Source organism: Nocardioides sp. Z50_6, from assembly GCF_058215755.1.
In genome coordinates this window covers 1-25,782 of record NZ_JBZAJB010000010.1, presented here as the reverse complement: position 1 = coordinate 25,782, position 25,782 = coordinate 1, and the positions used below count along the sequence as shown (strand labels likewise).

The window sequence follows — 25,782 nt, the reverse complement described above, 5'->3', positions numbered from 1 at the left end:
GGGGGCGCTTCGCGGGAGGTGTCAGCGGCGGCGCTTGAGGCGGCCGTTGGGCAGGGTGGGCGCGGGCAGCGGCGGCAGGTGCTGGCCGGCCACGACACCGAAGCGCCCCGGCCCCACCAAGGTGCTGTCGGTCACCAGGGCGCCGTCGGGGTGCAGCTGGGCCTGCCAGTCCTCGCGGTAGGCCACGATCTCCTCGTGGGTGCGGCCCACGAAGTTCCACCACATCATGATCTCCTCCCCGAAGGGAGGTCCGCCGATCACGATCAGCCGCGCCTCGTCGTGGCACTCCAGCTCGAGGCGGGAGCGTCCGGGCGCCAGGTAGAGCAGCTCGCCGGGCTTGATCTCCTGGCCGTCGACCGAGACGTGCCCGAGGTCGACCAGCACCCCGTGCTCGAAGCCGGGGTCGACGTCGACCCCGAGGGCGGCCCGGTCGGCGAGCATCACCTCGGCCCCGACCAGCGGGGTGTGGGTGCGCACCGGGGACCGGTCGCCGAGCAGCGACCCGACGAAGACGCGGCCCTCCCAGCCGGGTCCGCGCACCGGCCGCGGCACGTAGTGCTCGAAGCGGGGCTCGACGTCGCGAGCGCCTTCCGGGAGCGCCAGCCAGAGCTGGACGCCGTGCAGCACGTCGGTCTCGGGGGTGGAGATCTCGGAGTGGCTGATGCCGCGCCCCGCGGTCATCAGGTTGAACTCGCCGGGGCGCACCATGGCATGGGCGCCGGAGGAGTCCCGGTGCTCGATCTCGCCGGTGAAGAGCCAGCTGACCGTGGCCAGCCCGGTGTGCGGGTGCGGGGGCACCCGCATGCCGCCGGTGGCCGCCACCTCGTCGGGCCCGTAGTGGTCCAGGAAGCACCAGGCCCCGATCAGGGAGCGGTGACGCTGGGGCAGCGTCCGGCGCACCCGCATCCCGCGCGGCCCGCCCAGCGGCACCTCCCGGGGCGGCAGGAGCTCCAGCGGCACCTCGGTGTCGCCGGGGGCGATCCGTTGCTCGCGCGGGCGTGGCTCCGGATTGGTCATGGTCCCCATACTGTCCACCTTGGCAAGGCTCGCGCCAGGGTGTCGACACGCGAGACGAGGGCCCGGGGGAATAGCCCCCCGGACGGCCCGGTTGGGGCACGGCATGACCGACCGCCAGCCACCCGCCCCGGCCGTCGCCCTGCTCGACCCCCTGACGCTGGGCGCCGTGAAAGCCGTCAACCGGGTCTTCATGGCGCCGCTGACCCGGATGCGCGCCGAGCAGCCGGGCGACCTGGTCGGGGACCTCCACGTCGAGTACTACCGCCAGCGCGCGGCCGCCGGCCTGGTGATCAGCGAGGGCACCCAGATCAGCCCCGAGGGCAAGGGGTACGCCGACACCCCGGGGCTGCACAGCCCCGAGCAGGTCGAGGCCTGGCGGCGGGTCACCGACGCGGTGCACGAGGAGGGCGGGCTGATCGCCGCCCAGCTGTGGCACACCGGTCTGGTCGACCACCCGTCGCTGCACGACGGCGCGCTCCCGGTCTCGGCCTCGGCGATCGAAGTGCGCGCCCGCACCAGCCTCAAGGACGAGCAGGGCCGGGTCGTGCGCGCCGACGTCCCGGTCCCCCGGGCGCTGGAGACCGACGAGCTGCCGCGCCTGGTCGAGGACTACCGGCGCGCAGCCGCGAACGCGCGGCGGGCGGGCTTCGACCTGGTCGAGATCCACGCCGCCCACGGCTACCTGCTCCACCAGTTCCTCTCCGCGGCGAGCAACCGGCGCACCGACGCCTACGGCGGCTCCCTGGAGAACCGGATGCGCCTGGTGCTCGAGGTCGTCGACGCCTGCGTCGCGGAGGCGGGCCCCGGCCGGGTCGCCATCCGGATCTCGCCGACCGGACGGTTCAACGGGCTCGAGGACCCCGACGGCGGCGCCGAGGGCCTGGTCCTGGCCCGGGCGCTCGCCGAGCGCGACCTGGCCTACCTGCACCTCTCCGAGCCCGACTGGGCCGGCGGCCCCGCCCTGGACGACGACTACCGCGACGCGCTGCGCGCGGCGTACCCGGGCACCCTGGTGGTCGCCGGGGCCTACGACGCGGCGAAGGCCGAGCGGGTGCTGGCCGGCGGGTGGGCCGACGCGGTCGCCTTCGGCCGGACCTTCCTGGCCAACCCCGACCTGCCCGCGCGTCTGGCCTCCGGTGCCCCGCTCAACGAGCAACGGCCCGAGACCTTCTACGGCGGCGGCGCGGAGGGCTACACCGACTACCCCGCCCTCGGCTGAGGCCTCACAGCAGGTCCGTCCGGCCCCATCGGCTCGGCGCCGGCCGGCACGGGCGCGTCGCGGTCCTCGACCGCGCAGTGCCACCACCAGCAGAGCCGGCCGAGCACGACCATGACCAGCGCGGTCGCGGCGAAGCCCAGCGCCGAGACCGCGATCAGCGGCGTCACCAGCACCGCGACGGTCGCGTTGAGCATGAGCGTGAGGAAGGAGCTGCCGGAGACGACGGCGCCCCGACGCTCGGGGAAGAGGTCGAGCAGCATCAGCTGCAGGGTCGGGTAGGACATCCCGTTGCCCAGGGCGAGGATGCTCGGCCCGACCACCGCCCACGGCAGGTCGGTGGCCCAGGGCGTGAGCGAGAGCGCCACGCCGACCACCGCCCCGGTCACCGAGACGACGAAGCCGGCGCTGACCAGGCGGCGTCCGGTGATCCGGCCGGCGGCGCGTCCGGAGATCCAGGAGCCGACGACCATCGAGCCGATCATCGGCACGAAGAAGACCCAGAAGTCGAGCTCGCCCAGCCCGAGCAGGTCGACCACGAAGAGCGCGGCGCCGCCGATGTAGAGGAACTGGCCGCCGAAGGCGAAGGTCGCCGCCCACGCGACCCGGTGGAACCCCGGCAGTCGCGCCACCTCGACCAACCCGCCCAGCACCGAGGCCGGGTGCAGCGGCACCCGCCGCGACGGGGGGTGGCTCTCGGGGAGCACCCACGCGGTCGCCGCGACCAGCACCACCCCCAGCACCGCCATGAAGGCGAAGACCCAGGGCCAGGGACCGAGCTGCAGCACCACTCCCCCGACCACCGGCGCGATGGCCGGCGCCAGGCCGAAGATCATCGCGACGCGACTCATCAGGACCTGCGCCTGGGCGCCGTCGAAGAGGTCGCGGATCACGGTCCGGCTGACGATGGTGGCCCCGCCGGCGCTCAGCCCCTGCAGCACCCGGAAGGCCAGCAGCACCCCGAGGTCCGGGGAGAAGGCGGCCCCGATCGAGGCGCCCACGTAGACGGCGAGCGAGCCGATGATCACCGGCTTGCGGCCCACCGCGTCGGAGAGCGGCCCGTGGAAGATGCTCATCGCCGCGAACGACGCCAGGTAGGCGGTGACCACCAGCTGCATCTCCGGGGCGCCCACGCCGAAGTCGGTGCGCATCTGGGTGAACGCCGGGAACGGGGTGTCGATGCTGAACGGGCCGATCATCGAGAGCATCGCCAGGACGAGCGGGATCACCACCAGGGCCCGCCGACTGCGGGGATCGAGCTGGGGCTGGGTCACCGCACGAGTATGCGCTGGGCAGGGGTTGGCATGATCAGGGCCCATGGAGACAGTGAGGGAGAGCGTGGTCGGCGGCCTGCGGATCGCCTGGGACAGCCGCGTCCTCGAGCCGCGCCCGTGGACGGCCGCCCAGGCCGAGTGGCTCGCCGCCCTCGCCGACGGGGCCCCGGCCGGTCCGGCGCTGGAGCTGTGCAGCGGCGCCGGGCACATCGGGCTGGTGCTGCAGAGGCTGACCGGGCGCGACCTGGTGATGGTCGACGCCAACCCCGCGGCGTGCGAGTTCGCGACCACCAACGCCGCCACCGCCGGGCTCGCACCACAGATCCGGCAGGGCTACATGGACCAGGTGCTGCGACCCGACGAGCGGTTCCCGCTGATCCTGGCGGACCCGCCGTGGGTGCCCCGGGCCGAGATCACCCGCTACCCCGACGACCCCGAGCTGGCGATCGACGGCGGGCCCGACGGCCTGGACGTGGCCGCGCAGTGCCTGGCGCTGGTCGACCGGCACCTGGCCGACGGCGGCCACGCCGTGCTCCAGCTGGGCACCACCGAGCAGGTGGAGGCCCTGGTCTCGGCCGTGCGGCCCGAGCGGGTCGGACTGGTCGAGGTACGCCGCTTCGAGCGCGGCGCGCTGGCTCACCTGGCGGCGAACCCCGCCAGCTGACCGGTCGAGGCGGGCGGCTCGGTCAGCACCCGCAGCGCCAGGGCGGTGGTGGACTCCACGTTGAGGTGCCCCACCACCCGGGAGACCCGCAGCGGGTCGAGCGGCAGGAGGCCCGGCGTGCCCGGCACGTCCGGGGTCAGCCCCAGGTCGAGGTCGTCGCGACCCGACATCAGGGCGAGGTTGAACTCGTAGCGCTCCCGGGCGCCGGGGGCCGTGAGCCGCTTCAGCAGCCCGGCGCCGAGCCGGCGCTGGCCGGTCTCCTCGGCCCACGAGTCCAAGGTGGCGACGAGGTGGCGCCCCTCGCTGTGGTCGATGTCGGCCCAGACCGCCTGCATCGAGCCCATCTGGGAGAGCAGCACCGGCACCGTCTTCTCCCCCAGCCCGGTCACGCCGGGCAGGTTGTCGCTGGCGTCGCCGCGCAGGGCGGCGAACTCCAGGTACTGCGCCGGGGTGACGCCGTACATCGCGCGCAGCGCCCGCGGGGTGAGCAGCGGCGAGCCGGCCATCCCGCCGTTGATCAGTCGCAGCACCCGGGTGTGGTCGCTGATGTGGGCGAAGGAGTCGCGGTCGGAGGTGACCAGGACGCAGTCCCAGTCGTGGGCCACCGCCCAGGCCGCCGCGGAGGCGTTGACGTCGTCGGCCTCCAGCCCCGGCGGGGTGACCGCGGCCAGGCCGAGCGCGTCCAGCAGGGCGCCGGTGCGCTCGAGCTGCTCGACCAGCGCCGGGTCCTTGGCCGCCCGGCCCGCCTTGTAGTCGGGGTAGAGCGCCTCGCGCACGGACGTCGTCCGGTCGTCGAGGCCGAAGATCACCGCGTCGGGCGCGAAGGCGTCGATCGCCTCCAGGATCTGGCGCAGCATCCCGTGCAGCGCCCAGGCCGGCCGCCCGTTCCGGTCGCGGAGGTCGGAGTGGGCGCGGGCGTGGTGGTGGCGGTGCAGCAGCGACGGCGCGTCGACGGCCAGCAGCAGGCGGCGCCGGCTCACACCGGCTCCAGCGGCTCGTGCGGGCCGTCGGGCAGCCTGACCTCGATCGGCTGGCCCGGGCGGACCGTGCCGCCCTGTTCCACGACCGCCATCACGCCGGCCCGCCGCTCGCCGTGCGGCAGCACCGCCTTGAGCAGGCCGGGCTGGAAGGCGTCGATCTGCCGGCACGGGTTGCGCAGGCCGGTGAGCCGCACCACCGCGTCGCCGAACGCCAGCCGGGTGCCGGTGGGCAGATCCAGGAGCGGGACGCCGCTGGTGGTGACGTTCTCCCCCAGATCCCCCGGGGCGACGGCGTGCCCGGCCTGGGCCACCTCGGCGAAGAGCTCGGCGTGCACCAGGTGCACCTGCCGCAGGTTGGGCTGGTTCGGGTCGCGCCGGACCCGGGAGCGGTGCTGCACCAGGGTCCCGGCGTGCGCGTCGCCCACGACGCCGAGCCCCGCGACCAGGGTGATCTCGGCGCAGGGCAGCTTGCTGAAACGGTGGAGCTCGTCGCGCGAGACCGACAGGACCGAGGGGCTGGGCACCCTCCCATCCTGACAGGACGGCTCAGGCGGGGCCCCGTCCCGCCCACGTCCAGGCGTAGGCCGGGTCCTCGACCGCCAGCCCGCCCTCGCCGAGCTCGAGCGGCGCGAAGGTGTCGACCATGACGGCGAGCTCCTCGAACCGCTCCGCGCCCAGCGAGGCCTCGATGGCGCTGGGCTGCGGGCCGTGCGGGTGGCCGCCCGGGTGCAGGCTGATCGACCCGACGCCGATCCCCGACCCCTTGCGCGCCTCGTAGTCGCCGGCGACGTAGAACATCACCTCGTCGGAGTCGACGTTGGAGTGGTAGTAGGGAACCGGGACCGCCAGCGGGTGGTAGTCGACCTTGCGGGGCACGAAGTTGCAGACCACGAAGTTGTGGCCCTCGAAGACCTGGTGCACCGGCGGCGGCTGGTGCACCCGGCCGGTGATCGGCTCGAAGTCGGCGACGTTGAGGGTCCAGGGGTAGAGGCAGCCGTCCCAGCCGACCACGTCGAACGGGTGGGTGGCGCAGGTGAGCCGGGTGCCGACGATGCCGGCCGAGGTGCGGTGCTTGACCAGCACCTCCACGTCGGTGCCCTCGGCGAGCAGCGGCTCGGTGGGCCCGCGCAGGTCCCGCTCGCAGTACGGCGCGTGCTCGAGGAGCTGCCCGAAGCGGGAGAGGTAGCGCTTGGGCGGGTGGATGTGACCGGTGGCCTCGATCGCGTAGAGCCGCGACGGCTCCGCCGGCACCCAGCGGTGGTCGCAGGCCCGAGGCAGGATCACGTAGTCGCCGCTGCGGTAGGGCAGCACCCCGAAGACGGTCTCCACGACGCCGCTCCCGGACTCCACGAAGACGCACTCGTCGCCGATCGCGTTGCGGTAGAGCGGGCTCGGCTCCACCCCGGTGACGACGTAGCCGATCCGCACGTCGTTGTTGCCCAGCACCAGGCGCCGGCCGGTGACCGGGTCGGCACCGGCGCCCTCGCCCGGGGCGTCGAAGAGGGAGTGGAGCCGCAGGTGGCGCGGCTTGAGCGGGTGGTGGGGGGTGCGCGTCTGGTCGGGCAGCTCCCAGACCCGGCTGTCGACGATCGCCGACGGCACGCCGCGGTGGTAGAGCAGCGAGGAGTCGGAGGAGAAGCCCTCCTCCCCCATCAGCTCCTCGCGGTAGAGGGCGCCGCCGGGGTCACGGTGCTGGGTGTGCCGCTTGGGCGGGACGTCTCCCACGCTCCGGTAGTGGGCCATCGCGCACGCCTCCCTGCCATGGACTCGCCTGTTCGCTGATCGAACACTTGCGTTCGCATATCGCTTGATTAGAGTAACCCCGTGACCGCCACCACGCCAGAGACCCTGCCTCCCGCCTGGGCCGGGATCGTCGACGACGCCGCGATCTTCCCGCCCGGGAACGCCCCGCTGGGCGAGGCCCTCGCCGCGCACCCGGCCCACCGCGCCACCGGCCTGGTCGGCACCTTCGTGCTTCGCGACACCGACCTGCCCGGGGCCCGCGACGCGGACGCGCGGTTCTCCGTCGTGGTCACCGGGGGTGCCGGCCAGCTCGCCGGCCCGCTGGGGCTGGCAACCCGCACCGGCCTCGACGTCGCCGGGGTCGAGATCGCGCTGCGCGACCTCGACGACCTGGCGGGCAACGCCCGGCGGGTGCTGGCCGCGGTCGACGCCGCCCGGGGCGAGGGGGTCCTCGACGAGGAGACCCCGGTCCACGTGGAGGTCCCCGGCCGGGTGGGCGCCTCCTGGCTCCGGGCCGCCGACGAGCTCGCCGCCGCCGAGCTGCGGCTCAAGCTCCGCACCGGCGCCCCCGACGGCTCGCTGCCCGCCGACGAGGCCGACCTCGCCGCGCGGATCGACGCCGCCCTGGACCGGGAGACCCCCTTCAAGTGCACCGCCGGGCTGCACCGGGCGGTGCGCCACGACGACCAGCACGGCTTCGCCAACGTGCTGCTGGCGACCCGCCGCGCCTTCGACGGCGCCGCCCGGGAGGAGGTGGTCGCGACCCTGGCCGAGCGGGACCCGGCCGCGCTGGCCGACGCGCTGCGCGCCGAGGAGTCGCTCGCCGGCGCCCGGCGCTGGTTCACCTCGTTCGGCTCCTGCTCGGTCGCCGAGCCGCTGGCCGACCTGCGCGCGCTGGGCCTGCTGGGGTGAGCACCACCGACGACGGCTTCGGGCTCGACCACCTGCCCTACGGCGTCCTCTCCACCGCGCAGGACCCCGCACCGCGGATGGGGGTGCGGTACGGCGACCGGGTCCTCGACCTCGCCGCCGTGCTGCCGGAGCCGCACTGGCGCGCGGACTCCCTCAACCCCTTCCTGGCCACCGGCCGGGCCTCGTGGGAGGCGGCCCGCGGTGCGGTGACCGCGCTGCTCCGAGACGAGCCGGACCGGGTCGCCGAGCACCTGCTGCCACTGGCCGACGTGACGCTGCACCTGCCCTTCGCGCCGCGCGACTACGTCGACTTCTACGCCTCCGAGCACCACGCCTCGAACGTCGGGCGGATCTTCCGCCCCGACGCCGAGCCGCTGCTGCCCAACTGGAAGCACCTGCCGGTCGGCTACCACGGCCGGGCCGGCACCGTGGTGGTCAGCGGCACCGAGATCATCCGGCCCCTGGGTCAGCGCAAGAGCCCCTCGGACCCCGCCCCCGTCTTCGGGCCGACCGCGCGCCTCGACCTCGAGGCGGAGATCGGCTTCGTGGTCGGCACCGGCACCGCGCTCGGCGAGCGGGTGAGCGCCGACGCCTTCGCCGACCACGTCTTCGGGGTGGTCGGGCTCAACGACTGGAGCGCCCGCGACATCCAGGCCTGGGAGTACGTCCCGCTCGGCCCCTTCCTCGGCAAGAGCTTCGCCACCAGCGTCTCGGCCTGGGTGACGCCGCTGGCGGCCCTGACGGCCGCCTGGACCGACCTGCCCCGGCAGGAGCCGACCCCGCTGCCCTACCTGGCCCCCGGGCGGACCCGCGGCCTCGACCTCGCCCTCGAGGTGGTGGTCAACGACCACGTCGTCAGCCGGCCGCCGTACGCCGCCATGTACTGGTCGCCGGCCCAGATGCTCGCCCACCTGACGGTCAACGGGGCCTCCCTGGCCCCCGGCGACCTCTTCGCCTCGGGCACGGTCTCGGGCAGCCGTCGCGACCAGCTCGGCTCGCTGCTCGAGCTCACCTGGGGGTGGCGCGAGCCCGTCGCCGTGGGCGACCAGGAACGGCTCGCACTCCAGGACGGCGACGAGGTGGTGCTGCGCTACTCCGCCCCCGGGACCGGAGGCGGACGGATCACCCTGGGTGACGTGGCCGGCCGGATCGTCCCCGCGCGCCCCTGAGCCGCCAGCCCTCGGAACACCTCCCGGCCCGCGCCCCACCTCGCTAGGGTCTCAGGACCCGCCGAGGCGGTGGGGACGCCGAGCCAGCCAGCGACACGAGTCAGGGACCAGTCATGCCCAAGAGCCTCACCCGAGCCGCCCGGACCATCACCACGGCCACCGCCGCCGGGATGGTGCTCAACGGCCTGCGCCTGCGCGGCCGCGGCCAGGGTCTGGCCTCCCTGCCTGCTGGAGAGGCCGCGGGCGCCGGCGTGCCGGCGGGCTGGGTGAGCCTCGCCGCCCACGGCGTCCAGGTGCGGCCCTCGACGCTGGCCGCCGCGGTCGCCTGGGCGGAGCGCGAGGGCCTGGACGCCGTCGACCTGGTGCCCGACGACCTGCCCGCCGAGCGGGTGGTCGGCCTGCTGCGGCAGGTCGACACCCGCACCTTCCGTGGAAACCCGCTCAGCGAAGGGCACAGCGCCGGCCACGCCCTGCTGGTGCGCAGCGAGCTGGCGAGCCGCGCGCAGCTGCCCACCGGACCCGTCAGCGCCGCCGAGCTCGTCGAGGCGAGCCGGCAGGTCAAGCGCTTCGCCCCGCGCCGCACCGACTTCGTGGTGGCACCGGACGAGCGGTCGGTGGCGCTTTCGGCCTCCGAGGAGCTGACGGTGCTGCGCACCGTGCTGGACCGCTACGCCACCAGCCACCAGGTGTGGACCGCCGCGTCCCTGGCCACGGTGGGCGCCGGTGCCCTGCTGGCGCCAGGGGTCGGCCTGCCGGCGCTCCTGGTCCACCAGCTCCAGCCGCGCCTGGTCGGCCGGGGTCGGGCCGGCGGCCGCGCCGGCCGGTGGCTGGCCGAGGTGCGGCGCTCGGTCGCCCTGATGCGGGCTCCCGCACCGCCGGCCCCGACCATCCGCCTCTCCGACGAGCTGCGCCCGCTCTACGCCAAGGAGCTGGAGCGCGGCACCGAGCGGTTCTTCGAGGAGCGGGTCGACTCGTGCCGGTGGTGCGGCTCCCCCGATGTCGCGCCGCGCGTCACCTCCCCCGACCTGATCCAGCACAAGCCGGGCGCCTTCACCCTCGACGAGTGCGCCACCTGCGGGCACGTCTTCCAGAACCCGCGGCTGAGCATCGAGGGCCTCGACTTCTACTACCGCGACTACTACGACGGGTTCGCGGGAGCCGAGATGGAGAAGGTCTTCGCCTCCTCCGACGACGAGTACGCCGGCCGCGTCGGCATGGTCGCGGCGCACGCCACGGCCACGCCGGCGCGCTGGCTCGACGTGGGCAGCGGGCACGCCCACTTCTGCCTCGTCGCCAAGGAGCAGTTCCCCACCACCTCCTTCGAGGGGGTCGAGCAGAGCCAGGCGATCGACGACGCCGCGCTCCGCGGCTGGGTCGACCGGGCGCACCGCGGCTTCTTCCCCGACGTGGCGGGCGACCTCGCCGGGCAGTTCGACGTCGTCAGCATGCTCCACTACCTCGAGCACACCCGGGAGCCGCTCGCCGAGCTCGACGCGGCGGTCACCGCGCTCAAGCCCGGAGGCCTGCTGATGGTGGAGGTGCCCGACCCCGACTGTGCGTCCGGACGCCTGCTGGGTCCCTACTGGATGCCCTGGCTGCAGCCGCAGCACCAGCACTTCCTCTCCATGGCGCGCCTCGAGCAGGCCCTGGAGCAGCGCGGGTTCACGGTGCTCGACCGCTACCGCGAGCCGTCCACCCGAGGCATCGACGTCCTCCCGGCCGCCTGGTTCGCCGCCGGCCAGCTGGTGCCGCGGCCGTGGATGCCCTGGCTGCCTCGCCCCACCCGGGCCGAGCGGCTCGCGCGGGCCGCGGTCGTCGCCGCGGCCCTGCCGGTCGGCGCGGTCGCCGCGGCGGTGGCCGAGGTCTCGGCCCGCCGGGAGGGGCTCGACCAGCCCGGCAACGCCTTCCGGGTGCTCGCCCGGCTCGATGCTCCGAGCACGGCGGCCGAGGTCTGAGGCGTGGCGGCTGCGTCCATGCGCCTCCTGCTGCTGCGCCACGGACAGACCCACGCCAACGTGGCCGGGGCGCTGGACACCGGCGAGCCCGGGCTCGACCTCACCGACCTCGGGCGCGCCCAGGCCGCCGCGGCCGCGCGGGTCCTCGGCGACACCGAGGTGGAGGGTGTCTTCGTCTCCCGGCTGGTGCGGACCCAGCAGACCGCGCACCCCCTGGTGAGCGGCGCCCAGCTGCCGCAGAGCGTGCTGCCGGGGCTCCACGAGATCTCCGCCGGTCGCTACGAGATGGCCACCGACCGCGACTCCGTGCACGGCTACCTGACCACGGTCCAGCGCTGGGTGCACGGCGAGCTCGGCGCCCGGATGCCCGGCGGCGAGACCGGCGAGGAGTTCCTGGAGCGCTACGACGCCGACGTCGCCCGGGTCGCGGAGAGCGGCGTCGACACCGCCCTGGTCGTCAGCCACGGCGCGGCCATCCGCACCTGGGTCGCCGCCCGGGTGCCGGAGGTGGCCGGCACCCCCGAGGCGACCAGCCCGCTGCACAACACCGGCCTGGTCACCGTCGAGGGCCACCCCACGCGGGGCTGGCGGCTGGTGGAGTGGCACGCGGACCCGCTCGGTGGCCACCTGCTCGAGGACGAGGCCGCGCCGGACCCCACCGGCGAGCCGGTGGACGAGTAGGGCGGCTCAGCCGGCCCAGCCGGCTCAGGCGAGAGCGGAGACGGCCGCCACGGCGGCGACCACCACCGAGGCGAGACCGGCCACCACACTGACCGCCGCGGCGATCTGGTAGCGCCTCGCCGCGCCCTCCACGAGCTCCTCCTCGGACTTCGTGGTGATCAGCAGCGAGCCCTTGCTCTGCGGCTTGCGCACCGTGAGCCTGCCCCCGCGGTCCACGGCCTCGCCGCAGACGAAGAGCTGCACACCCTCGGGCAGCACCCACTCCTCGTACTCGTAGCCCAGGGTCCCGCCCCGGCCGCCACCGGTGGGCAGGCTGAGCTTGAAGGAGCCGAGCTCCAGCTTCGAGGAGCCGGCGCCGTGCTCGGCCTGCCGGAACTCGCTGAGCACCTTGCGCGCCCCCTGCACCTCCTTGCCCGGCACCACCGCGATCCGGCCGGTCTCGTCGACGACGAAGAACGCCTTGTCGGAGTGGTTGTCGGTCATCACCTCCTCGCGCTGGACCGTGGTGCGGTCGCCGTCGGAGTCGCGGCGGACCTCCTCGTACTTGCGCGTGACCTTCTGCCGGTACCAGACGCACGGCGTCGAGGTGAGCTCGGAGGTGAGCAGCCCGTCGACGTGTGCCGCGCTGCGACCCTTGAGCTCGACCGCCTGCCGGAACGCGTCCGGGCCGGCGGCCTCGTTCGCCGCCGCGTGCAGCTCCCGGAGCTCGGCTGCCGTCAGGGTCTCGTTGCCGAGCAGCTCCTGCCGTTCGCTGCGCGCCAGGTGCGCGACCACCGCCGCTCCCACGGCCAGAACCCCAAGCCCCACTGCCAACCAGACCATCTCGTCCCCCTCGTGCCGACGCGACCTGCGTCCAGGCACCGCCATCCAACCAGAGTCAGATCCAGCCCATCCGTCGCGCGGTGGCCACCGCCTCGTGGCGGTTGGCGGCGCCGAGCTTGGTGACCGCGCTGGAGATGTGGTTGCGCACCGTGCCGGCGGAGAGGTGGACGCGTCGCGCGATCTCCTCCACCGGGGCGGCGTCGGCGGCCGCCTCCAGCACATCGGCCTCCCGGGGGGTGAGCGGGGAGTCGCCGGCGGCGATCGCCTCGGCCGCCAGCTCCGGGTCGACGTGACGCCCCCCGGACTGCACGATCCGCACCACCCGCGCCAGGGTGGCCGCCGACGTGGTCTTGGGCAGGAAGCCCCGGACCCCGCCGGCCAGGGCCCGCTTGAGGTAGCCGGGCCGCCCGTGGCTGGTGACGATCATGCAGGCGCAGCCGGGGGCGACCTCGGCGATCCGGGCCGCCGTCTCGATCCCGTCGAGGTCGGGCATCTGCAGGTCCAGGACGGCCACGTCGGGCTGGTGCGCCCGCGCCGCCGCCACGGCCTCCTCGCCGCCGGCCGCCTCGGCGACCACCTCGAGGTCGTCCTCGAGGTCGAGCATCTGCGCCAGCGCACTGCGGATCAGGTTCTCGTCGTCGGCGAGCAGCACCCGGATCGGTCGGTCCTCGGTCATCGTCCCTCGCCGTCCCTGCCGTCGGCGCGCAGCCGCAGGCGCACCACGAACTCCTCGCCCTCCACCTCGTGGGTCAGCCGCGCACCCAGCGCCGCCGTCTCGGCGACCAGCGTGGCCAGCCCGGTGCCGTCGCCCCCGCCGGGACGCTCCGCAGCCCGGGCCGGCAGGCCGTCGTTGCGCACCTCCACCACGGCGCCGTCGTACCCGATGCGTACCCGGCTCGCCTGCGAGTGGCGCAGCACGTTGGTGACCGCCTCGCGCACCAGCCGGGCGACCGGGGGGTGCCACGCCTCAGGCAGCCCGTCGAGGTCGCCCGTGGCCTCGATCCCCGCCGAGGCGAGCAGTGCGACCGCCCCCTCGAGCTCCTGGGCCAGGTCGAGGGGCCGGTAGCCGCGGGCCAGCTGGCGGGCCTCGCGCAGCGCCTCGTGGGCGGTGCTCCGCACCTCGCGCACCAGCTCCGGCGCCCGGGCGTCGCCGCGCTCGGCGAGGGTGGCGGCCAGCTCGGCCTGCACCGCGATGGTCGACAGGTGGCGGCCCATCACGTCGTGCACGTCACGGGAGAAGCGGAGCCGCTCCTCGGCGACCGCCAGGGCCGCCTCGGAGCTGCGGGCGTGGTCGAGCTCGACCACGACTCCGAGCAGCCACAGCGAGCTCTGCACGGTGAAGGCGAAGAAGGCGGCCACGACCGCCCCGTAGACCGCCATCGCCGGGTGTCCCCCCACCACGCCGAGCACCAGGGCGCCGAACGCCGTCAGCACCCAGATCACCCGGCGGTCCCGCAGCCCACCCAACGTCCAGGCGAGGGTGCCGACCAGCACCAGCGCCGGGGAGACGCCGGTCTCGCCCTCCAGGGTGAGCAGCCAGGCCAGCACCGGCACGCTCAGCAGCAGCACCGGGGCCAGCAGGCGCCACGGGATCGGCCCCGAGGCGGGATACAGGACGAAGGCCGCCTTCAGCACCCGGACGGCGGGCACGGCGACCGCCAGGGCCGCGAGCACCGCCGCGGCCCGGTCGAACGAGGTGGAGAGCATCGCGACCGAGTTGAGGGTGATCATCGCGATGGTGAACCAGAAGAGCACGTGCAGCGAGCCACGGGTGTAGAGGTCGACCCGCTCCACGTCGCCGCGCCCGGTCCACCCCGGGAACCTGAGCTGTCCGCGGGCGGGCCGGGGCATGCGCAGACCGCGCTGCATGGACTCTCCGGGCGGGCTCATCGCCGCTGATCCTAGGAGCGGGTCAGCCACGTGGCTCCCACCGCATCGACCGGACCGCCAGGGCCAGGGCCAGCAGGGTCCAGCCGAGGAGGATCGCCATCCCCGGGGCGGCCTCCACCCAGGTCTGCCAGAAGCCGACGACCTGCTCGTCGGAGCCCCGGGCCAGCCCGAACCAGCCGGTGCGGATGAGCTCGTTGACCGCAGCACCGGGCAGCAGGTCCAGGTAGCGCGAGACGCTGTCGGGGACGGCGGGGCCCATGAAGCCGGCCATCGCGATGATCATCACCGGGCCGCTGGTCAGCTGGGCCGACTCCGCGGTCCGGGTCCAGGCGGCGGTCCAGAGCGCCAGGGCGGCGAAGGTGACGATCGCCAGCGCGACGCCGAGCAGGAGCAGCAGGGGGTTGGCCGGCAGGTCGAAGCCCGCGAGCGCGGCGATGGGCACGGTCAGCGCCGTCACCACCAGGGTCAGCACGGCGCCCGGCATCGCCATCGAGGCGACCAGCTCGACGTCGCGGGTCTCGCCGGTCCGGAGCCGCTTGAGCACCAGCTCGTCGCGCCGGGTCACGAACATGGAGAGCAGGTTGTAGTAGCCCGGGAAGAGCAGCGCCATCAGCAGTGCGATGCCGATGGTGGCGGTGCCGGCCATCGGGTCCGGCTCCGGGGCGAGGAAGAGCAGCCCCAGCGGGACCAGCGGGACCAGGAAGGCGTAGAGCATCGTGGTCCGGTTGCGGATCATCAGGATCGCGTTGAAGCGGGCCAGGCCCAGGGTGCGCGAGACGGCGGGGATCTGGGTCGCGGTGCTCATCGGGTGGCTCCCTGCAGGTCGGAGGTGGGATCGGCGGCGAGGGCGAGGAAGACCGACTCGAGCGTCGCGGTGCGGGCCTCCAGCAGGTCGAGGGTGACGCCGCGGTCGCGGGCGTCGAGGAGCAGCCGGGTCAGCGCCGGCTGGAGCTCCGCGGTCCGCAGCACGGTGCGGTCGCCGTCGCGGGACTCCTCGACGCCGTCGGGGACCATGAGCGGCTGGCTCGGGGTGCGGAAGGAGATCTCGGCCGGGTGCCCGGCGACGATCTCGGGAAGGGTGCCGGCCCGCACGATCTCGCCGGCTCGCATGATCGAGACGTGGTCGGCGAGCGCCTCGGCCTCCTCCAGGTAGTGGGTGGTCAGCACCACGGTGGCCCCCTCGTCGCGGAGCCGGCGTACCAGCTCCCAGACGGCGCGGCGGCTCTCCGGGTCCAGCCCGGTGGTCGGCTCGTCGAGCATCACCAGCTCGGGGTGCCCGGTGAGGGTGCACGCCAGGTCGACCCGGCGGTGCTCGCCGCCCGAGAGGGCGCGCATCCGCGAGTCGGCGTGCCGGGTGAGGTCGAGCATCTCCATCGACTCCTCGACCGGGCGGGCGCCGGTGACGGTCGCCGCCCACATGGTGAGCGTCTCGCGGACCGTCAGGTCGCCGACGAACCCGCTGCGCTGCAGCAGCACCCCGGTACGGCGGCGCACCTCGGCGCGGTCGGCGACCGGGTCGAGACCGAGCACCCGGACCTCACCGGCGCTGGCGGGCGAGAGCCCTTCGATCACCTCCAGCGCCGAGGTCTTGCCCGCCCCGTTGACCCCCAGCAGTGCGTGGATGCTGCCGGCCGGCACGGTGAGGTCGATGCCGCGGACCGCCTCGAAGGCGTCGTCGCCGGTGCCGTAGGTCCGGCGCAGCCCGCGGACCTCCAGCGCTGCCTGTGTCGTCTGGTTCATGGCTCCACCGTCTCCCGGGTCCGGGGGGCTCACCAGTGTCGGGCGTCATGGAGGGGTCGCCGGAACGCACGGGCGGGGCATGACACCTGTCACGCCCTAGACGCCGTCGTCGCCCACCCCGGGATGAACGAAGGGGCGACCGGCCTTCATCTGCGCCACCGCGCCGGGGTGCACGCGCTGCAGGTGGGTCACCGCCCGGCGCCGGAACCGCAGCACCTGGCAGGCCCCGAAGGCCCAGAAGAGGTACTGGGTGGCCATCGCCCACCGGAAGTCGTCCAGGTCGTAGGCGCCCATGCCGCCGGGCTCGCGCAGGTCGAGGACCACCCCGATCACCGCCATGGTCAGCAGGCTGGCCACGAAGCCGCCGACGTTGACGATCCCGTTGGCCCGGCCCAGGGCCCGCACCGGGGTGAAGGTGCGGGCCAGGTCGAAGCCGATCATCGACGCCGGACCCCCGCTGGCCGTCGCGAAGGCCATCACCACCAGCAACCAGGCGGGCGACGGCCCGGGGTGCAGCAGCACCGCGCCCCAGGCCAGTGCCATCGCCGCGACGATGCCGAGGACCAGCCACGACCGGTACCAGGGCCAGCGCGCGACCGCGGCGCCCAGCAGCAGGCCGCTGACCACCACCCAGCCGGTCATCAGCATCATCAGGGTGCCGGCGGCGACCTCGGACCAGCCCTGGCCGCGGACCAGGAACGGGAAGCCCCACAGCAACGCGAAGACGGTCCCGGAGAACTGCGCGGTGAAGTGGGTCCACATGCCCAGCCGGGTGCCGGGGTTGCCCCAGACGGTGCGCACCGACGAGGCGAGCGCGCGGAACTTCACCCGGACCACCCCCTCGGAGCGGTAGGGCGTGTCCTTGACCAGCAGCGCGACGGCGACCAGCAGCACCACCCCGAGGCTGGAGGCGGCCGCGAACGTCCGGGTCCAGCCGAGGTGCTCCAGCAGCAGGGTCAGCGGGGCGGCCGCGACCACCGCCCCGAGCTGGCCTCCCCACCCGGTCACCTGGGTGACCATCGGCGCCTGCCGGACCAGGAACCAGACGGCGACCAGCCGGATCACGCTGACGAAGATCATGGCGTCGCCGGCCCCGAGCAGGGCGCGGGCCAGCACCGCCACCCCGAAGGAGGTGGCGAAGGCGAAGACGAGCTGCGCCAGCGTCATCAGCGCGAGCCCGCCGAGCAGCAGCGCGCGGGAGCCGTAGCGGTCCAGCAGCACCCCGACCGGGACCTGCATAGCGGCGTAGACGACGAGCTGGAGGACGGTGAAGAACGCCAGTTCGGTCGCGGTGATGCCGAACCGCTCGGAGGCCAGCAGCCCGGCCACTCCCAGCGAGCTGCGGTGGAAGATCGCCAGGACGTAGACCGCCATGGCGACCAGCCAGATGCTCCAGGCCCGCCGCCGTCCTATCCGGTGGAGCTGCTCGGGGGGCATGCCGCGAGTCTGCCCCACCCGGGCCTCAGAGCAGGAGGGTGCCCATGTCGACCGCCAGGGTCTGCCCGGTGACGAAGCGTGCCTCGTCGGAGCAGAGCCACGCCACGGCGTGGGTGATCTCCTCGGGCTCGACGGGACCCCGCTCCATCACGTTGGCCATCCACCCGCCGGGGGCGTCGCCGGAGAGGTCGGAGCTGAAGAAGTCGTTGACGATCATCTTCGTGGAGACGCCGGCGGGGATCACGGTGTTGACCCGGACGCCGTGCTTGCCGAGCACCATGGCGAAGTTCCTCATCAAGGACAGGACCCCGGTCTTGGCCGCGCCGTAGCCCATCTGGCCGGGGTTGAGCATCTCCTCCTTGTAGGCGACCCCGATGAAGCTGGAGGTCGACCCGGTGATGCAGATGGCACCGCCGCGCCCACGCTCGATCAGGCCCGGGGTGACCGCGCGGAGCAGGAAGTAGACGCCGTTCAGCATCGTGGCGACCGAGTCGTGCCACGCCTGGATGTCGTTCTTCCGGTCGCCGTAGCTGGCCATGATCCCGGCGTTGGCGAGGACGATGTCGATCCCGCCGAACCGCTCCTCCGCGGCGGCGACCGCGGCCTCGACGGCCGCCTGGTCGCGCACGTCGCCCTGGATCGTCAGCACCTCGGCACCGAGGTCCTTGAGCGCGCGCTCGGTCTCGGCGAGGTCGTCGGGCGTCGAGAGCGGGTAGGCGACGGTGTCGATCTGGGCCGCGATGTCCATGATGGCGACGTTCGCACCCTCGCTCGCCAGGCGCATGGCGTGCGAGCGGCCCTGGCCGCGCGCCCCGCCGGTGATGAAGGCCGTCTTGCCGTCGAAGCGTCCCATGGTGATCTCCCAATCTGCGTAGTCTCCACGGGTCCCGGCCGGGGCTCCCGTGGCCCACACCATAGCAATGATGTGCATGAATTAGCCATGGCTGACGCATCCCCGGAAACGCCGCTGGCCCCCGCCGTCAGGCGGGGGCCAGCGTCTGTGGATGTGGCAGGTGAAGGATTCGAACCTTCGAAGGCGTAAGCCGACGGATTTACAGTCCGCTCCCATTGGCCGCTCGGGCAACCTGCCTCACACCGTCGACCCGGAGTCCGTTTGAACCCCTGGCCGACGAGAAGGAAGAATAGCCCAAGCACCGCGTGCAGGGACAAATCAGGTCCCCGACCCCAGCGCGGCGCCAGCACGCCACCAGCCAGCACAGGAGAGAACATGGCCGACTCGTCGTTCGACATCGTGAGCAAGCTGGACCGCCAGGAGGTCGACAACGCGCTGGGCCAGACCGCCCGCGAGGTCGCCACCCGGTTCGACTTCAAGGGCACCGGCGCCACCATCGAGTGGCAGGGCGAGCACTCCATCGAGATCACCGCCTCGGCCGACGACCGCGCCACCGCCGTCCTCGACGTCTTCAAGGACAAGCTGATCAAGCGTCAGCAGTCGCTGAAGATCCTCGACGCCTCCGAGCCGCGCCCCTCGGGCCAGCAGTCGAAGATCTCGATCACCCTCAAGGAGGGGATCACCTCCGAGGACGCCAAGAAGATCTCCAAGCTCATCCGCGACGAGGGCCCCAAGGGCGTCAAGGCGCAGATCCAGGGCGACGAGCTGCGCGTCTCCTCCAAGAAGCGCGACGACCTGCAGGCCGTGCAGCAGCTGGTGAAGTCCCAGGACCTGGACTTCGCGGTCCAGTTCACCAACTACCGCTGAGGGCAGGGGCGTCGTGACCGAGAGCCCCGCACCTCCCCCCGCCGACCAGCCGCACCCGGCGGACCTGCCAGACCTGGCCGCCGTGCGGCTGGCCATCGACGAGCTCGACAGCCGGCTGGTGGGTCTCCTCGTGGCGCGCCAGCACCTGGTGGCCCGGGCCTCGGACTTCAAGACCGACGACGCGGCCGTGCGCGCGCCCGCCCGCGCCGCAGCGGTCGTCGAGCGTGCGGCGAGCCGGGCCGAGGAGTCGGGCGGGTCTGGCGCGCTCGTGGGGCGGATCTACGCCGCGATGGTGGGGTCCTTCATCGAATTCGAACGCGAGGTCCACCGCAGCTGAGTCCGAGCGCCACGGGGGCACTCCCGGGGGCCAGGGAGACGAGTCGGTGCTGTTGCGGCACCGTGAGGCTCCAGGCGCACAGACCCCACACCCCCATCACCACGGCGGCGCCAGCCCACGAGGAATAGTGGAAAGGAAACTTGCCCACGCTGATTCAGAATTCAAGAGAAATGCGCCGCACGGCGTTCCTCTTCATTCCGCGCGTGCCCGCCGGCGCCCCGCCCTGACTAGGAGAGGGCAACCTGGCGCGGCGGCATCACGGTCGCGCCCTCGGCCGGGCTCAGCCAGACCGTGGCGCCCTCGACCAGGCCCAGCGAGCGGGCGTGGGTGCGGGTCAGCTGCACGGTGACCTCCTCGCCGTCGAGCGTGTGCACGGTCAGCCGCACCTCGAAGCCGATCCGCAGCACCCGGGCCACCGTGCCCTCGACCACGCCGGCCACCTGCGGGGAGACCGCGAGGTCGATGTCGTGCGGGCGGATGGCGTGCCCGCCCAGCGTGGTCACGTCGCCGAGGAAGCTCATCACGAAGTCGCTGGCCGGCTCGTCGTAGAGCTGGTCGGGGGTGCCGATCTGCTCGACCCGTCCCTCGTTGATCACCACGATCTGGTCGGAGACCTCCAGCGCCTCCTCCTGGTCGTGGGTGACGAAGACCGTGGTCACGTGCACCTCGTCGTGCAGACGCCGCAGCCAGTCGCGCAGCTCCTTGCGGACCTTGGCGTCCAGGGCGCCGAACGGCTCATCGAGCAGCAGCACCGTCGGCTCCACCGCGAGCGCGCGGGCGAGCGCCATCCGCTGGCGCTGGCCGCCGGAGAGCTGCGAGGGCAGCCGGTGGCCGAACTGGGAGAGGTGGACCAGCTCGAGCAGCTCCTCGACCCGGCGCCTGACCTCGTCCTTGGGTCGCTTGCGGATCTCCAGCCCGAAGGCGACGTTCTTGGCCACGCTCATGTGCTTGAACGCCGCGTAGTGCTGGAAGACGAAGCCCACGTTGCGCTTCTGCGGCGAGAGCCGGGTGGCGTCCACGCCCTCGATCTCGATGGTGCCGGAGTCGGCGCTCTCCAGGCCCGCGATGATCCGCAGCAGGGTGGACTTGCCGCCGCCGCTGGGGCCCAGCAGTGCGGTGAGCTGGCCGGTGGGGATGGAGACGTTGACGTCCTGCAGCGCGACGAAGTCACCGAACTTCTTGTGCAGGCCCTTGACCTCGATGCTCATGCGCGTGCGCCTTTCTTTGCTGACTTCTCGTTGCTGGGACGGAGGATGGCGACGATGACGATGCACAGGACCGAGACCATGGCGAGGAGGAAGGCCATCGCGTACGCCCCCTGCTGGTCGAAGTTGAGGTACTTCTCCTCCACCACGAGGGTGGCGGTGCGGGTCTCCCCCAGCACGTTGCCGGAGACGACCTTGACGGCGCCGAACTCGCCGAGCGACCGGGCCAGCGAGAGCACCACGCCGTAGACGACCGCCCACTTGATGCCGGGCAGGGTGATCCGCCAGAAGGTCTGCCAGGCGCTGGCGCCCAGGCTGGTGGCGGCCTGCTCCTGCTCGATGCCGATCTCCTCCAGGGTCGGCACCACCTCCCTGATCACCAGGGGCAGCGCGACGAAGGCGGTGGCCATGATGATGCCGGGGGTGGAGAAGATGACCTGGAACCCCGCCGACTCCAGGGAGGGGCCGAACCAGCCGCCCTGGCCGCCGTAGACCAGGACCAGCGCGAGGCCGACCACGATCGGCGAGACCGAGAGGGGCAGGTCGATCAGGGCGCTGAGGATCCGCTTCCCGGGGAAGGTGTAGCGGACCAGCAGCAGGGACATCCCGACCCCGAAGAGGGTGTTGATGAGGACCGCCGAGAGGGCCGCGACCACGGTGAGCCGCAGCGCCACCTGGACGTCCGGGTCCTGCAGCACCTCGACCAGCGCGGTGGGCCCGCCGTCGAAGGTGTTGATCGCGACCAACGAGACCGGCCACGCCACCAGCAGGAACAGGTAGGCGACGACCACGAGCCGGAGCACGTACTTAACCACGCTTGGACACCTTCCTCTGGATCACGTCGAGCAGCACGATCACGGTCAGCGAGATCATCAGCAGGACGGTGGCGGTGGCCGCGGCCGCGGCGACGTTGTCGTTCTCGATGCTGCCGAGGATGCGCACCGAGGTGACCTCGGTCTTGAAGGGCAGGTTGCCGGAGAGGAGGACCAGCGAGCCGTACTCGCTGACCCCGCGGGCGAAGGAGAGCGCCGCGCCGGCGGCGATCGCCGGCACCAGGCTGGGCAGGATGACCCGGCGGAACGTGGTGATCCTGCTGGCCCCGAGGGAGGCGGCCGCCTCCTCGACGTCCTTCTCGAGCTCGGCGAGCACCGGCTGCACCATCCGGACGACGAACGGCAGGGTGACGAAGAGGAAGGCCAGGAAGACGCTGGCCCGGGTGTTGACCACGTCGAACCCCAACGGGCTGTCGCGACCGTAGAGCGAGAGGAGCACCAGGCCCGCGACGATGGTGGGCAGCGCGAAGGGGATGTCGATCAGGATCTCCAGGGCGCCCTTGCCCCAGAAGTGGTCGCGCACCAGCACCCACGCGATCAGCGTGCCCATGACGACGTTGACCAGCGTGACCAGGGCCGCCTGGGAGACGGTCAGCTTGATGGCGGCCGACGTCTGCTCGTTGGTGATCGTGGTCCAGAACGCTCCCCAGCCGCCCTCGGCCGCGGTCACCACCACGGCGCACAGAGGGATGAGGACGAGCAGGCTGAACCAGATCATGGCCACGCCCAGGCCGACGCCGGACGTGGCGGTCAGGTTCGTGCCGAGGGCCGGCCGGCGCCTGCGCGCCGACCGGCCAGCGGCCTCGATGGAGACACTCGTCATGGAGTGGTCATTCGCCCTTGCCCGACGCGGCGATGGCCTTGGTGACAAGGCCGTCCTCCTCGTCGAAGAACTTGGTGGAGAGGTCGTCCCAGCTGCCGAAGTCCTCGGCCACCGTCATCAGGTCGGGGACGACCGGGAACGGGTCGGACGGGTCCTTGGCACCCTCGACGGTGCCGCCGTAGTCGACGTCGTCGCGGATCGGGCGGAAGCCGGTGAGGGCGAACTGCCGCTGGCCCTCGTCGCTGAGGACGAACTCCAGCCAGTCCTCCGCCGCCGGGTCGGCCTCGGTCAGGATGGCGCCCGGGTTCTCGATCAGCAGGGTGGTCTCCGGGATGATGTACTCGAACTCCTCGCCGTTCTGCGCGGCCAGGATCGCCTCGTTCTCGTAGGCCATCAGCACGTCGCCGCTGCCGCCGAGGAAGGCGGTGGTGGCGTCCCGGCCGCTGCCGGGCAGGGAGACGACGTTGGCGAAGAACTTGTCGACGTACTCCGTGGCCTCCTGCTCGGTGCCGCCCTTGCGGATGACCTGTCCGTAGGCCGCGAGCGCGTTCCACCGGGCCGCCCCCGAGGAGGCCGGGTTGGGCGTCACGATCTCGACGCCGGGCTTGATCAGGTCGTCCCAGTCCTCGATGCCCTTGGGGTTGCCGTCGCGGACGCCGAAGACGACCACGGAGCGGGAGACGACACCCTTGTTCTCCCCCGCGTCCCAGTCGTCGGCGACGAGACCGGCGTCGACCAGGCGGGTCACGTCGCTGGCCACCGAGAAGTGGACGTAGTCGGCGTCGAGGCCCGCCTCGACGGCGCGGCTCTGGTCGCCCGAGGCGCCGTACGACGTCTTGAACCGGTAGCCCTTGCCGGCGTCGGTCTTGACGAACTCCTCGCCGATGGCCTTGTTGGCCGCCTCGGGAACGGCGAACCCGACGATGCTGAGCGTCTTGTCGTCCCCGTCGGCGGCGTCCGACCCGCCGCCGCAGGCGCTCAGCGCCAGCATGGCCAGCCCGATGCCTGCTGCGGCGATGCCTCGACCCTTGGTGCTCGACCTCATGTTGCTGCTCCCTCTGGCGGCCGCCTCGCGGCGGCGTGAACTGGTGTTTGAGGAGTAAGGTACTGCACTTTAGTGTCTTACTCAGCATATGAGACATTACCTGTCACGTGTCGGGCGTCACATCTCTGCGCGTGGGGGACTTCAAGACGCGACGACGCGCGGCTTGCCTCGGGGTTAGTGTTGAATCCGCGCGCCTCCCCCCGGGGGCGCGTGCATGCGGAGGCAACCCCACCTCCGCCCCCCGCACGCAAGGGCACACAGCAGATGCAGAAGGAAGGCCCGCAGTGACCAAGCAGGTCAAGCAGCTGGACCGCGTCATCATCCGGTTCGCCGGCGACTCCGGTGACGGCATGCAGCTCACCGGTGACCGGTTCACCCAGGAGTCGGCCGCCTTCGGCAACGACCTGGCGACGTTCCCCAACTTCCCCGCCGAGATCCGCGCCCCCCAGGGCACCCTCCCGGGCGTCTCGTCCTTCCAGGTCCACTTCGCCGACCACGACATCCTCACCCCGGGCGACCGCCCCGACGTGCTGGTGGCGATGAACCCCGCCGCCCTGCGCGCCAACCTGGGCGACCTGCCGAAGGGCGCGACGATCATCGTCGACACCCACGACTTCACCGGTCGCAACCTGACCAAGGCGGGCTACGTCGGCTCCCCGCTGGACGACGACTCGCTCGCGGAGTTCTCCGTCCACCCCCTCGACCTGACCGGCATGACGGTCGAGGCGGTCAAGGAGTTCGGCCTCTCCCGCAAGGACGCCGCCCGCGCCAAGAACATGTTCGCCCTCGGCCTGCTGTCGTGGATGTACGGCCGCCCCACCGAGACCACGGTCGAGTTCCTCTCGCGGCGGTTCGCCAAGGTCCCCGACATCCGCGACGCCAACATCACCGCCTTCAAGGCGGGCTGGAACTTCGGCGAGACCACCGAGGCGTTCGCGGTCTCCTACGAGATCAAGCCGGCCACGATGGCTCCGGGCACCTACCGCAACATCACCGGCAACCTGGCCCTGGCCTACGGCCTGGTGGCCGGCGGCGTCCAGTCCGGCCTGCCGGTCTTCCTGGGCTCCTACCCGATCACCCCGGCCTCCGACATCCTCCACGAGCTGAGCAAGCACAAGTCCTTCGGCGTCACCACCTTCCAGGCCGAGGACGAGATCGCCGGCGTCGGCTCCGCCATCGGCGCCTCGTTCGCCGGTCACCTCGGGGTGACCACCACCTCGGGCCCGGGCGTGGCCCTGAAGTCCGAGGCGATCGGCCTGGCCGTGATGACCGAGCTGCCGCTGGTCGTCGTCGACGTGCAGCGCGGCGGCCCCTCCACGGGTCTGCCCACCAAGACCGAGCAGGCCGACCTGCTGCAGGCGATGTTCGGCCGCAACGGCGAGTCGCCGCTGCCGGTGATCGCCCCGCAGTCGCCCGGCGACTGCTTCGACGCCGCGCTCGAGGCGTGCCGGATCGCGATCACCTACCGCACCCCGGTGATGCTGCTCTCCGACGGGATGCTGGCCAACGGCTCGGAGCCGTGGCGGATCCCCGAGATCTCCGAGCTGGCCGCCATCGAGCCCCGCTTCGCCACCGAGCCCAACCACACCTCGACCCGCAAGGACGCCAAGACCGGCGAGCAGAGCGAGGTGACCGACTTCTGGCCCTACCTGCGTGACGCCGACACCCTGGCGCGTCCCTGGGCGGTGCCGGGCACCGCAGGGCTCGAGCACCGGATCGGCGGCCTGGAGAAGGCCGACGGCCACGGCAACATCTCCTACGACCCGGCCAACCACGACCTGATGGTGCGCACCCGGGCCGCCAAGATCGCGCGGATCGCCGACGCCCTCCCCCCGCTGGAGGTCGACGACCCCGGCGCCGCCGAAGGGCGCGGAGCCAACGTGCTGGTCATCGGCTGGGGCTCGACCTACGGGCCGATCGGCGCCGCGGTCCGCCGTGTCCGCCGGGCCGGCGGCCGCGTCGCCCAGACGCACCTGCGCCACATCAACCCGTTCCCCCGGGACCTCGGCGAGGTCCTGGCCCGCTACGACAAGGTGCTGGTGCCGGAGATGAACCTCGGCCAGCTCTCGCTGCTGCTGCGCGCCGAGTACCTCGTCGACACCGTGGGCTACAACCAGGTCAACGGCATGCCCATCAAGGCCGCCGAGCTCGCCGAGGTCATCGGCAGCCTCGTCGGCGAGGTCGAGGGCACCCCCGTCGACCTGACCGAGTCCGTCGAAGGAGTCCTGCGATGAGCACCACCACCGACCTGCCGTTCCCCACCACCGGCACCGCCGGCGTCCCCACGATCGCCGAGGGCGAGAAGCAGACCGGCAAGGA

25 protein-coding genes and 1 tRNA gene are annotated in these 25,782 nt (G+C 73.0%); 9 read left to right on the top strand and 17 right to left on the bottom strand.

The annotated features are described in order from the left end of the window. Positions 1–21: 21 nt before the first annotated feature. On the bottom strand, positions 22–1,017 hold the full coding sequence (locus tag AC4BGE_RS17590; protein ID WP_490570307.1) for a pirin family protein: 996 nt from the start codon (positions 1,015–1,017) through the stop codon (positions 22–24). Positions 1,018–1,120: 103 nt separating this feature from the next. Here AC4BGE_RS17590 and nemA point away from each other — a divergent pair, with 103 nt between their 5' ends. Beyond that, positions 1,121–2,236, top strand: a complete 1,116-nt coding sequence (gene nemA / locus AC4BGE_RS17585) for an N-ethylmaleimide reductase (RefSeq protein ID WP_490576122.1) — start codon at positions 1,121–1,123, stop codon at positions 2,234–2,236. Here the strand turns inward: nemA and AC4BGE_RS17580 are convergent. Continuing rightward, entirely contained in the window at positions 2,218–3,507 is a 1,290-nt protein-coding gene (locus tag AC4BGE_RS17580; protein ID WP_490576121.1) for a multidrug effflux MFS transporter, read from the bottom strand. The genes nemA and AC4BGE_RS17580 overlap by 19 nt on opposite strands. A 43-nt stretch (positions 3,508–3,550) precedes the next feature. On the opposite strand from AC4BGE_RS17580, the gene AC4BGE_RS17575 reads away from it, so the two are divergent. Beyond that, positions 3,551–4,171 (top strand): methyltransferase, encoded by a 621-nt coding sequence (locus AC4BGE_RS17575; RefSeq protein WP_490576120.1) that lies wholly within the window; start codon positions 3,551–3,553, stop codon positions 4,169–4,171. Here AC4BGE_RS17575 and AC4BGE_RS17570 read toward each other — a convergent pair. From AC4BGE_RS17570 to AC4BGE_RS17560, 3 genes are read right to left on the bottom strand one after another with little or no spacing between them, the layout of a single operon-like run. Then, the gene (locus AC4BGE_RS17570) at positions 4,144–5,151 is read right to left on the bottom strand and encodes a 5'-3' exonuclease (protein WP_490576119.1); all 1,008 of its coding nucleotides are present in this window, start codon (positions 5,149–5,151) and stop codon (positions 4,144–4,146) included. The genes AC4BGE_RS17575 and AC4BGE_RS17570 overlap by 28 nt on opposite strands. Then, the gene (locus tag AC4BGE_RS17565; RefSeq protein WP_490576118.1) at positions 5,148–5,675 is read right to left on the bottom strand and encodes an MOSC domain-containing protein; all 528 of its coding nucleotides are present in this window, start codon (positions 5,673–5,675) and stop codon (positions 5,148–5,150) included. The genes AC4BGE_RS17570 and AC4BGE_RS17565 overlap by 4 nt, the downstream gene beginning before the upstream one ends. A 22-nt stretch (positions 5,676–5,697) precedes the next feature. Beyond that, on the bottom strand, positions 5,698–6,894 hold the full coding sequence (locus AC4BGE_RS17560; protein ID WP_490576117.1) for a homogentisate 1,2-dioxygenase: 1,197 nt from the start codon (positions 6,892–6,894) through the stop codon (positions 5,698–5,700). Positions 6,895–6,975: 81 nt separating this feature from the next. Here AC4BGE_RS17560 and AC4BGE_RS17555 point away from each other — a divergent pair, with 81 nt between their 5' ends. The 4 genes from AC4BGE_RS17555 (at position 6,976) to AC4BGE_RS17540 (ending at position 11,611) form a co-directional block, all read left to right on the top strand. Then, positions 6,976–7,806 (top strand): hypothetical protein, encoded by an 831-nt coding sequence (locus AC4BGE_RS17555; protein WP_490576116.1) that lies wholly within the window; start codon positions 6,976–6,978, stop codon positions 7,804–7,806. After that, a complete protein-coding gene (gene fahA / locus AC4BGE_RS17550) occupies positions 7,803–8,975 on the top strand; it encodes a fumarylacetoacetase (protein ID WP_490576115.1) in 1,173 nt (390 codons plus the stop codon). Before AC4BGE_RS17555 ends, fahA begins: the two co-directional genes overlap by 4 nt. 113 nt (positions 8,976–9,088) lie before the next feature. Next, positions 9,089–10,930 (top strand): class I SAM-dependent methyltransferase, encoded by a 1,842-nt coding sequence (locus AC4BGE_RS17545; protein WP_490576114.1) that lies wholly within the window; start codon positions 9,089–9,091, stop codon positions 10,928–10,930. A gap of 18 nt (positions 10,931–10,948) precedes the next feature. Further along, the gene (locus tag AC4BGE_RS17540) at positions 10,949–11,611 is read left to right on the top strand and encodes a histidine phosphatase family protein (RefSeq protein ID WP_490576113.1); all 663 of its coding nucleotides are present in this window, start codon (positions 10,949–10,951) and stop codon (positions 11,609–11,611) included. A 24-nt stretch (positions 11,612–11,635) separates the two neighbouring features. Here the strand turns inward: AC4BGE_RS17540 and AC4BGE_RS17535 are convergent, their stop codons facing one another. The 8 genes from AC4BGE_RS17535 to AC4BGE_RS17500 all read right to left on the bottom strand — a co-directional run bounded on the left by AC4BGE_RS17535 (position 11,636) and on the right by AC4BGE_RS17500 (position 18,590). Beyond that, positions 11,636–12,433, bottom strand: coding sequence for a GIDE domain-containing protein (locus tag AC4BGE_RS17535; RefSeq protein WP_490576112.1), 798 nt, complete (start codon positions 12,431–12,433; stop codon positions 11,636–11,638). A gap of 55 nt (positions 12,434–12,488) precedes the next feature. Further along, positions 12,489–13,109 carry a response regulator gene (locus AC4BGE_RS17530; RefSeq protein ID WP_490576111.1) on the bottom strand — a complete coding sequence of 207 codons (621 nt, stop codon included), beginning with the start codon at positions 13,107–13,109 and terminating at the stop codon, positions 12,489–12,491. Continuing rightward, positions 13,106–14,323: a sensor histidine kinase gene (locus tag AC4BGE_RS17525; protein ID WP_490576110.1), complete on the bottom strand. Its 1,218-nt coding sequence runs from the start codon at positions 14,321–14,323 to the stop codon at positions 13,106–13,108. Before AC4BGE_RS17525 ends, AC4BGE_RS17530 begins: the two co-directional genes overlap by 4 nt. A gap of 22 nt (positions 14,324–14,345) precedes the next feature. Continuing rightward, positions 14,346–15,128 (bottom strand): ABC transporter permease, encoded by a 783-nt coding sequence (locus AC4BGE_RS17520; protein WP_490576109.1) that lies wholly within the window; start codon positions 15,126–15,128, stop codon positions 14,346–14,348. Continuing rightward, entirely contained in the window at positions 15,125–16,063 is a 939-nt protein-coding gene (locus AC4BGE_RS17515; protein ID WP_490576108.1) for an ABC transporter ATP-binding protein, read from the bottom strand. The genes AC4BGE_RS17520 and AC4BGE_RS17515 overlap by 4 nt, the downstream gene beginning before the upstream one ends. 96 nt (positions 16,064–16,159) lie before the next feature. Next, positions 16,160–17,500 carry an MFS transporter gene (locus AC4BGE_RS17510; RefSeq protein ID WP_490570323.1) on the bottom strand — a complete coding sequence of 447 codons (1,341 nt, stop codon included), beginning with the start codon at positions 17,498–17,500 and terminating at the stop codon, positions 16,160–16,162. Positions 17,501–17,525: 25 nt separating this feature from the next. Continuing rightward, the gene (locus tag AC4BGE_RS17505) at positions 17,526–18,353 is read right to left on the bottom strand and encodes an SDR family oxidoreductase (RefSeq protein ID WP_490570324.1); all 828 of its coding nucleotides are present in this window, start codon (positions 18,351–18,353) and stop codon (positions 17,526–17,528) included. A 154-nt stretch (positions 18,354–18,507) separates the two neighbouring features. Next, positions 18,508–18,590 (bottom strand) — tRNA-Tyr (locus tag AC4BGE_RS17500). A 138-nt stretch (positions 18,591–18,728) separates the two neighbouring features. Between AC4BGE_RS17500 and AC4BGE_RS17495 the strand changes: the two genes are divergently transcribed. Both AC4BGE_RS17495 and AC4BGE_RS17490 read left to right on the top strand, forming a co-directional pair. Continuing rightward, positions 18,729–19,220 carry a YajQ family cyclic di-GMP-binding protein gene (locus tag AC4BGE_RS17495; RefSeq protein WP_490576107.1) on the top strand — a complete coding sequence of 164 codons (492 nt, stop codon included), beginning with the start codon at positions 18,729–18,731 and terminating at the stop codon, positions 19,218–19,220. Positions 19,221–19,233: 13 nt separating this feature from the next. Then, positions 19,234–19,557: a chorismate mutase gene (locus tag AC4BGE_RS17490; protein ID WP_490570326.1), complete on the top strand. Its 324-nt coding sequence runs from the start codon at positions 19,234–19,236 to the stop codon at positions 19,555–19,557. 227 nt (positions 19,558–19,784) lie between these two features. Here AC4BGE_RS17490 and AC4BGE_RS17485 read toward each other — a convergent pair whose 3' ends face one another. From AC4BGE_RS17485 to AC4BGE_RS17470, 4 genes are read right to left on the bottom strand one after another with little or no spacing between them, the layout of a single operon-like run. After that, complete coding sequence (locus AC4BGE_RS17485; RefSeq protein ID WP_490576106.1) at positions 19,785–20,765, bottom strand: sulfate/molybdate ABC transporter ATP-binding protein; 981 nt, start codon at positions 20,763–20,765, stop codon at positions 19,785–19,787. Further along, the gene (locus tag AC4BGE_RS17480; RefSeq protein ID WP_490576105.1) at positions 20,762–21,577 is read right to left on the bottom strand and encodes a sulfate ABC transporter permease; all 816 of its coding nucleotides are present in this window, start codon (positions 21,575–21,577) and stop codon (positions 20,762–20,764) included. The genes AC4BGE_RS17485 and AC4BGE_RS17480 overlap by 4 nt, the downstream gene beginning before the upstream one ends. Continuing rightward, positions 21,570–22,418: a sulfate ABC transporter permease subunit CysT gene (gene cysT / locus AC4BGE_RS17475; protein ID WP_490570329.1), complete on the bottom strand. Its 849-nt coding sequence runs from the start codon at positions 22,416–22,418 to the stop codon at positions 21,570–21,572. Before cysT ends, AC4BGE_RS17480 begins: the two co-directional genes overlap by 8 nt. A gap of 7 nt (positions 22,419–22,425) precedes the next feature. Continuing rightward, positions 22,426–23,463: a sulfate ABC transporter substrate-binding protein gene (locus AC4BGE_RS17470; protein ID WP_490570330.1), complete on the bottom strand. Its 1,038-nt coding sequence runs from the start codon at positions 23,461–23,463 to the stop codon at positions 22,426–22,428. Positions 23,464–23,747: 284 nt separating this feature from the next. Here AC4BGE_RS17470 and AC4BGE_RS17465 point away from each other — a divergent pair, with 284 nt between their 5' ends. After that, the gene (locus AC4BGE_RS17465) at positions 23,748–25,697 is read left to right on the top strand and encodes a 2-oxoacid:acceptor oxidoreductase subunit alpha (protein ID WP_490570331.1); all 1,950 of its coding nucleotides are present in this window, start codon (positions 23,748–23,750) and stop codon (positions 25,695–25,697) included. Positions 25,698–25,782 lie beyond the last annotated feature (85 nt).

What these genes read in the sequence shown, in the direction of transcription:
- AC4BGE_RS17590 (WP_490570307.1), bottom strand. Translation starts at nt 1,017, where the DNA reads ATGACCAATCCGGAGCCACGCCCGCGCGAGCAACGGATCGCCCCCGGC.
- nemA (WP_490576122.1), top strand. Translation starts at nt 1,121, where the DNA reads ATGACCGACCGCCAGCCACCCGCCCCGGCCGTCGCCCTGCTCGACCCC.
- AC4BGE_RS17575 (WP_490576120.1), top strand. Translation starts at nt 3,551, where the DNA reads ATGGAGACAGTGAGGGAGAGCGTGGTCGGCGGCCTGCGGATCGCCTGG.
- AC4BGE_RS17560 (WP_490576117.1), bottom strand. Translation starts at nt 6,894, where the DNA reads ATGGCCCACTACCGGAGCGTGGGAGACGTCCCGCCCAAGCGGCACACC.
- AC4BGE_RS17545 (WP_490576114.1), top strand. Translation starts at nt 9,089, where the DNA reads ATGCCCAAGAGCCTCACCCGAGCCGCCCGGACCATCACCACGGCCACC.
- AC4BGE_RS17540 (WP_490576113.1), top strand. Translation starts at nt 10,949, where the DNA reads ATGCGCCTCCTGCTGCTGCGCCACGGACAGACCCACGCCAACGTGGCC.
- AC4BGE_RS17535 (WP_490576112.1), bottom strand. Translation starts at nt 12,433, where the DNA reads ATGGTCTGGTTGGCAGTGGGGCTTGGGGTTCTGGCCGTGGGAGCGGCG.
- AC4BGE_RS17530 (WP_490576111.1), bottom strand. Translation starts at nt 13,109, where the DNA reads ATGACCGAGGACCGACCGATCCGGGTGCTGCTCGCCGACGACGAGAAC.
- AC4BGE_RS17525 (WP_490576110.1), bottom strand. Translation starts at nt 14,323, where the DNA reads ATGAGCCCGCCCGGAGAGTCCATGCAGCGCGGTCTGCGCATGCCCCGG.
- AC4BGE_RS17520 (WP_490576109.1), bottom strand. Translation starts at nt 15,128, where the DNA reads ATGAGCACCGCGACCCAGATCCCCGCCGTCTCGCGCACCCTGGGCCTG.
- AC4BGE_RS17515 (WP_490576108.1), bottom strand. Translation starts at nt 16,063, where the DNA reads ATGAACCAGACGACACAGGCAGCGCTGGAGGTCCGCGGGCTGCGCCGG.
- AC4BGE_RS17510 (WP_490570323.1), bottom strand. Translation starts at nt 17,500, where the DNA reads ATGCCCCCCGAGCAGCTCCACCGGATAGGACGGCGGCGGGCCTGGAGC.
- AC4BGE_RS17505 (WP_490570324.1), bottom strand. Translation starts at nt 18,353, where the DNA reads ATGGGACGCTTCGACGGCAAGACGGCCTTCATCACCGGCGGGGCGCGC.
- AC4BGE_RS17495 (WP_490576107.1), top strand. Translation starts at nt 18,729, where the DNA reads ATGGCCGACTCGTCGTTCGACATCGTGAGCAAGCTGGACCGCCAGGAG.
- AC4BGE_RS17485 (WP_490576106.1), bottom strand. Translation starts at nt 20,765, where the DNA reads ATGAGCATCGAGGTCAAGGGCCTGCACAAGAAGTTCGGTGACTTCGTC.
- cysT (WP_490570329.1), bottom strand. Translation starts at nt 22,418, where the DNA reads ATGACGAGTGTCTCCATCGAGGCCGCTGGCCGGTCGGCGCGCAGGCGC.
- AC4BGE_RS17470 (WP_490570330.1), bottom strand. Translation starts at nt 23,463, where the DNA reads ATGAGGTCGAGCACCAAGGGTCGAGGCATCGCCGCAGCAGGCATCGGG.